Source organism: Streptomyces sp. 150FB (genome assembly GCF_000818195.1).
Taxonomy (GTDB): domain Bacteria; phylum Actinomycetota; class Actinomycetes; order Streptomycetales; family Streptomycetaceae; genus Streptomyces.
This window is the reverse complement of the sequence record NZ_JTHL01000001.1, coordinates 2623541-2629961: the sequence shown is the minus strand read 5'-3', so window position 1 is coordinate 2629961 and position 6421 is coordinate 2623541. Positions and strand designations below refer to the sequence as shown.

Here is a 6421-nt window from a genome sequence, read left to right as displayed (position 1 = left end):
GCTCGCCCGACTCCTCGACCAGGTCGCCGCAGAAGACCACCTCGGGGGAGCCGGGGACCAGCAGCGCCAGATCGTGCGGGGTGTGTCCGGGGCCGACGTTCGCGAGCATCACCTGGCGACCGCCCAGATCCAGCGTCAGATTGCCCGAGACCGCGTGTCCAGGGGCCGCCAGCAGCCCCAGGGCCTCGTCGGCGTCCGCCGGCCCGACACCGTGACGTACGGCGCTCTCGCGCAGCTCCTGACGCCCCGACAGCAGCAGCTCCGCCAGACCCACAGCGCCGTACACCTCGGCCTCCGGGAACGCGCCCGTCCCCAGCACATGGTCGAAGTGGGAGTGACTCAGTGCGACATGGGTCACCCGGCGGCCCGGCAGCAGTGCCCCGATCTCCGCCCGCAGCGCGGCGCCCTCACGCACCGTCGAGCCCGTGTCGTACAGCAGCAGACCCCGGTCCCCGGCCACCAGACCGACCGTCGCGTCCCAGCCCGGCAGGCGCCGCCTGGCCACGCCGGGGGCCAGATGTTCCCACCGTTCGTCTTCCCGCCGCATGTCCATACCGGGACGCTACCGGTGAAGAGCGGCACCGCGCCGATGTACCGTGGTCGGCTGCTCTTGCTAGGGGCGTACCCGGCGGCCGTACACTGGCTGGGGGCAGGCTGGCACTCCCGCACAGCGAGTGCCAAGCCGATCCGACGGACGATTGCTGGAGGTGTGCGCGATGCTCAGCGAACGCAGACTCGAGGTGTTGCGCGCCATCGTCCAGGACTACGTGGGCACGGAGGAACCTGTGGGTTCCAAGGCGCTCACGGAGCGGCACCAGCTCGGTGTCTCTCCCGCCACCGTCCGCAACGACATGGCGGTGCTTGAGGACGAGGGATTCATCGCCCAGCCGCACACCAGTGCCGGGCGCATCCCCACGGACAAGGGATACCGGCTCTTCGTCGACAAGCTGGCGGGGGTCAAGCCCCTGTCGTCGCCGGAGCGCCGTGCCATCCAGAATTTCCTGGTCGGAGCCGTCGACCTCGACGATGTGGTCGGCCGTACGGTACGGCTGCTCGCGCAGCTCACCCGGCAGGTTGCCGTCGTGCAGTATCCCTCGCTGACCCGCTCGACGGTCCGGCATGTGGAGCTGCTGTCGCTGGCCTCGGCCCGGCTGATGCTCGTCCTGATCACCGATACGGGACGGGTCGAGCAGCGCATGATCGACTGCCCGGTGCCGTTCGGCGAGACCTCGCTCGCCGATCTGCGGGCCCGGCTCAACAGCCGGGTCGTGGGGCGCCGCTTCGCGGATGTCCCGCTGTTGGTGCAGGATCTTCCCGATTCCTTCGAGCAGGAGGACCGCGGGACCGTTTCCACGGTGCTCGCGACGCTGCTCGAAACCCTGGTCGAGGAGACGGAGGAGCGGTTGATGATCGGCGGCACCGCCAACATCACCCGCTTCGGACACGACTTTCCTCTGACCATCAGGCCGGTGCTCGAAGCGCTGGAGGAGCAAGTGGTGCTCCTCAAGCTGCTGGGCGAGGCGAAGGATTCGGGCATGACGGTACGAATCGGGCATGAGAACGCCCACGAGGGCCTCAACTCCACGTCCGTGGTCGCGGTCGGCTACGGTTCGGGCGACGAGGCAGTCGCCAAACTCGGCGTGGTCGGACCGACCCGCATGGACTACCCCGGAACGATGGGAGCGGTACGCGCAGTGGCACGTTACGTCGGACAGATCCTGGCGGAGTCGTAAGTGGCCACGGACTACTACGCCGTACTCGGCGTGCGCCGCGACGCAGGGCAGGACGAGATCAAGAAGGCATTCCGGCGGCTCGCACGCGAGCTGCACCCGGATGTCAATCCTGATCCCAAGACGCAAGAGCGCTTCAAGGAGATCAACGCCGCCTACGAGGTGTTGTCGGACCCGCAGAAGAAGCAGGTCTACGACCTCGGGGGCGACCCCCTCTCGGCCAACGGGGGCGGTGGCGGCGCCGGCGGGTTCGGGGCCGGCGGCTTCGGCAACTTCTCCGACATCATGGACGCCTTCTTCGGCACGGCTTCGCAGCGCGGCCCCAGGTCGCGTACGCGGCGCGGCCAGGACGCCATGATCCGGCTGGAGATCGACCTCAACGAGTCGGCCTTCGGCACGACGAAGGACATCCAGGTCGACACGGCCGTCGTCTGTACGACGTGTTCAGGCGAGGGCGCCGCACCCGGCACCTCGGCGCAGACCTGCGACATGTGCCGCGGTCGTGGCGAGGTCTCGCAGGTCACGCGGTCGTTCCTCGGCCAGGTCATGACCTCACGGCCGTGCCCGCAGTGCCAGGGCTTCGGTACGGTCGTGCCGACGCCCTGCCCGGAGTGCGCGGGCGACGGCCGCATCAGGTCGCGCCGTACGCTCACGGTCAAGATCCCGGCCGGTGTCGACAACGGCACCCGCATCCAGCTCGCGGGCGAGGGCGAGGTCGGCCCCGGCGGCGGCCCCGCAGGGGATCTGTACGTCGAGATCCACGAGCTGCCGCACGCGGTCTTCCAGCGGCGCGGCGACGACCTGCACTGCACGGTCACCGTCCCCATGACGGCGGCGGCGCTGGGCACGAAGTGCCCGCTGGAGACGCTGGACGGCATGGAGGACATCGACGTACGGCCGGGCACCCAGTCGGGCCAGTCGATCCCGCTGCACGGGCGCGGCATCACGCACCTGCGAGGCGGCGGGCGCGGCGACCTGATCGTGCACGTCGAGGTGATGACCCCGTCGAAGCTCGACCAGGAGCAGGAACGGCTGCTGCGCGAGCTGGCGCTGCTGCGCGGAGAGGACCGGCCCATCGGGCAGTTCCAGCCCGGTCAGCAGGGCCTGTTCTCGCGGCTGAAGGACGCGTTCAACGGGCGGTAGATCTTCGGATCATCGACGGGTGCGACCGGCGCTGCCGGTCGCACCCGTCTGTCCGTGTATGCCCGCCCACATATGCCCCGCGTATGTGCGAGCCGGATCAGGGCCGGATTCGGAGCTGCGCGGGGGACCGTGGCACCATGCCATGCATGTCCTCCGCACTGACCGATCTCTGCCGGTATCCGATCGTGCAGGCCCCCATGGCGGGCGGTGCTTCCAGCCCCCGGCTGGCGGCGGCCGTGGCCGAATCCGGTGGCCTCGCCTTTCTCGCCGCCGGGTACAAAACGGCGGACGGCATGCACGAAGAGGTCAGACAGGTGCGCGGGCTCACCGGCAGGCCCTTCGGCGTCAACCTCTTCATGCCGCAGCCGAAGCACGCCGACAGGGCCGCGGTCGAGGTCTACCGCAACCAGCTCGCCGGCGAGGTGAGCTGGTACGACACCCCGCTCGGCGACCCCGAGACCGGCTGGGAGGACGACTACGAGGCCAAGCTGGCCAAACTGGTCGAGGACCCGGTGCCCGTCGTCTCGTTCACCTTCGGCTGCCCCGCGACCACGACCATCCAGGCACTCGCACGCGTCGGCACCCGCACCGTGGTCACCGTGACCAACCCCGAGGAGGCACGGGACGCGCAGCGGGCGGGCGCCGACGCCGTCTGTGTGCAGGGCACCGAGGCCGGCGGCCACCAGGGCACGCACCGCGACGACCCGGCGACCGACGGCGCCGGTATCGGGCTGCTGTCGCTGGTGCCCCAGGTCAGGGAGGCCGTACAGGTGCCGATCATCGCGGCCGGCGGCCTGATGCGCGGCGCGCAGATAGCGGCTGTGCTCGCGGCGGGCGCCGACATGGCGCAGCTCGGCACGGCGTTCCTCGTCTGCCCGGAGTCGGGGGCCGACCCGACCCACAAGCAGTCGATGACCAACCCGCTGTTCACCCGGACGGAGATCACCCGGGCGTTCTCCGGCCGCCCCGCCCGCGGCCTCGTCAACCGCTTCATGCGCGAGCACGGCCCGTACGCCCCGCCCGGCTACCCCGAGGTGCACCACCTCACCTCCCCGCTGCGCAAGGCGGCGGCGAAGGCAGGCGACCCGCAGGGCATGGCGCTCTGGGCGGGCCAGGGACACCGGATGTCGCGCGAACTGCCCGCGGGACAGCTCGTTCAGGTCCTCGCGGCCGAACTCGAAGCGGCCAGGACCTCGTTGAAGCCCGGAACCGCCTCGTGACCGCTCCGGTGTTCGTGGTCGACCACTTCGACGGCTTCGACGGCTTCGACGGCGTCGGCGGCCCGGGCCCGGAGGGCGGGTCCGGGAGCGGCGGTACGTTCGTGCTGGACGGCGCCGAGGGCCGGCACGCCGTCTCGGTGAGGCGGCTACAGCCGGGCGAGGGCGTCGTGTTGACGGACGGCGCCGGGCGCTGGGCGGACGGCGTGGTGCTGGCGGCCGAGGGCAAGGACCGGCTGACGGTCCAACTCGGCCCCGTCGCCGAGGAGTCGGCCGAGACCCCGCGTATCACCGTCGTACAGGCCCTCCCCAAGGGCGACCGCGGTGAACTCGCCGTGGAGACCATGACGGAGACCGGCGTGGACGCCGTCGTGCCATGGGCAGCCTCGCGCTGTGTCACGCAGTGGCGGGGCGAGCGGGGCGCCAAGGCGCTCGCCAAGTGGCGCGCCACGGCACGCGAGGCGGGCAAGCAGTCGCGCCGCGTGCGCTTCCCCGAGATCGCCGAGCCCATGAGTACGAAGCAGGTGGCCGCGCTGCTCGGTACGGCGGACCTCGCCGCCGTCCTGCACGAGGACCGCGACGCGGACAGCGAGGCGCTCGCCACCGCCCAACTGCCGGGCGCGGGCTCGATCGTGCTGGTCGTCGGGCCCGAAGGGGGCGTGTCCCCCGAGGAGTTGACGGCTTTCGCGGCCGCTGGCGCCAAAACGTACCGACTGGGCCGCAGTGTGCTGCGCACCTCCACGGCCGGTACGGCGGCGACCGCGCTGCTGCTGGGGCGTACGGGCCGCTGGTCCTGACCCGGCCCGGGTCGGCGGGTAGCCTGCCCCGGCGGCGCCAGACGATACGATGCGTCGCAGGGTGATCGTGAGCACCACGGTCCGATTCGAGGAGGACCGGTCGATGGCGGGAGAACCGCAGGCCGACTGCCTGTTCTGCAAGATCGTCGCGGGGGACGTGCCGGCCACGGTCGTCAGGGAGACGGAGACCACCGTCGCCTTCCGCGACATACACCCGCAGGCCCCCACCCATGTGTTGGTCATCCCGCGCGTCCACTACCCGGACGCCGCAGCGCTCGCCGTGGCCGAGCCGGGGATCGCGGCCGACGTGCTGCGCGAGGCCGGCGAGATCGCCGCGCAGGAGAAGATCGACGGCACCGGCTACCGCGTCATCTTCAACACCGGCGCCGGCGCGGGCCAGACCGTCTTCCACGCGCACGCCCATGTCCTGGGCGGACGCGGCCTCAACTGGCCTCCTGGATAGGCGACTTGTCCGCGCGCGAACTGGTGGTGCTCGGCACGGCGAGCCAGGTGCCGACCCGGCACCGCAACCACAACGGCTATCTGCTCCGCTGGGACGGCGAAGGCCTGCTCTTCGACCCCGGTGAGGGCACCCAACGGCAGATGCTGCGCGCCGGTGTCGCCGCGCACGACATCAACCGGATCTGTGTCACCCACTTCCACGGCGACCACTCGCTCGGCCTCGCCGGTGTGATTCAGCGCATCAACCTCGACCGGGTGCCGCACCCCGTCACCGTGCACCACCCGGCGAGCGGCCGGAAGTACTTCGAGCGGCTGCGGTACGCGACGGCCTACCGCGAGACCGTCCAGCTCACCCCGGCGCCGGTCTCGGGCCTCGGCGGCGTGCTCGCCGTGACCCCCGCCTACACCCTCGACGCACACCTGCTCTCGCACCCGGTCGAGTCGTACGGCTACCGCCTCACCGAACCCGACGGCCGCCGCATGCTCCCCGCGCTGCTCGCCGAGCGCGGCATCGGGGGACCGGACGTCGGCCGCCTCCAGCGGGAGGGCGTGCTGAACGGCGTCGCGCTGGAGGACGTCAGCGAGCCGCGCCCCGGGCAGCGCTTCGCCTTCGTCATGGACACCCGGCTCTGTGACGGGGTGTACGCGCTGGCCGAGGGGTGCGACCTGCTGGTCATCGAGTCGACGTTCCTGGACGAGGACCAGTCCCTGGCCACCGACCACGGCCACCTCACCGCAGGGCAGGCGGGGCGGGTGGCGCGGGACGCGCGCGTACGGCACCTCGTACTGACGCACTTCTCGCAGCGCTACAGCGACCCGGACGAGTTCGAGCGGCAGGCGCGCGCCGCGGGATACGAGGGCGAGCTGACCGTCGCCGCCGACCTGACACGCGTACCGGTGCCGAAGCGGTCCGGCTGAGCCCGGTGCGCCACGCGGCGGGCGGCCGTGGTTGTGGCGGTCCGGTGCGCGCCGGGTCCGTTTCGCTGACGCGGTTGGGGTGCGCGGCTTTGGGTTGCGGTTGTTGTCGGGGGTCGCTCCGGGGTGGCATCCGGGATGGCACGATTTACGGCGC

At 71.4% G+C, this 6421-nt stretch carries 7 protein-coding genes; 6 read left to right on the top strand and 1 reads right to left on the bottom strand.

What is annotated here, in order from left to right:
- Window positions 1-553 (bottom strand): MBL fold metallo-hydrolase (locus QR77_RS11050; protein WP_040021320.1); only part of this gene is annotated, 553 nt, incomplete at its 3' end.
- Window positions 554-716: 163 nt separating this feature from the next.
- On the opposite strand from QR77_RS11050, the gene hrcA reads away from it, so the two are divergent.
- The 6 genes from hrcA (at window position 717) to QR77_RS11020 (ending at window position 6267) form a co-directional block, all read left to right on the top strand.
- Window positions 717-1733, top strand: a complete 1017-nt coding sequence (gene hrcA, locus QR77_RS11045; protein ID WP_040021318.1) for a heat-inducible transcriptional repressor HrcA — start codon at window positions 717-719, stop codon at window positions 1731-1733.
- Window positions 1734-2873 carry a molecular chaperone DnaJ gene (gene dnaJ, locus QR77_RS11040; protein WP_040021316.1) on the top strand — a complete coding sequence of 380 codons (1140 nt, stop codon included), beginning with the start codon at window positions 1734-1736 and terminating at the stop codon, window positions 2871-2873.
- Window positions 2874-3019: 146 nt separating this feature from the next.
- Complete coding sequence (locus QR77_RS11035) at window positions 3020-4093, top strand: nitronate monooxygenase (protein ID WP_040021314.1); 1074 nt, start codon at window positions 3020-3022, stop codon at window positions 4091-4093.
- Window positions 3976-4887: a 16S rRNA (uracil(1498)-N(3))-methyltransferase gene (locus QR77_RS11030; protein WP_236711093.1), complete on the top strand. Its 912-nt coding sequence runs from the start codon at window positions 3976-3978 to the stop codon at window positions 4885-4887. Before QR77_RS11035 ends, QR77_RS11030 begins: the two co-directional genes overlap by 118 nt.
- Before the next feature lie 103 nt (window positions 4888-4990).
- Window positions 4991-5350, top strand: a complete 360-nt coding sequence (locus QR77_RS11025) for a histidine triad nucleotide-binding protein (RefSeq protein WP_040027697.1) — start codon at window positions 4991-4993, stop codon at window positions 5348-5350.
- A 5-nt stretch (window positions 5351-5355) separates the two neighbouring features.
- On the top strand, window positions 5356-6267 hold the full coding sequence (locus tag QR77_RS11020; RefSeq protein ID WP_040021309.1) for a ribonuclease Z: 912 nt from the start codon (window positions 5356-5358) through the stop codon (window positions 6265-6267).
- Window positions 6268-6421 lie beyond the last annotated feature (154 nt).

Bases quoted from the DNA above. Each gene is read 5' to 3' on its own strand.
- hrcA (WP_040021318.1), top strand. From the start codon at position 717: ATGCTCAGCGAACGCAGACTCGAGGTGTTGCGCGCCATCGTCCAGGAC.
- QR77_RS11035 (WP_040021314.1), top strand. From the start codon at position 3,020: ATGTCCTCCGCACTGACCGATCTCTGCCGGTATCCGATCGTGCAGGCC.
- QR77_RS11025 (WP_040027697.1), top strand. From the start codon at position 4,991: ATGGCGGGAGAACCGCAGGCCGACTGCCTGTTCTGCAAGATCGTCGCG.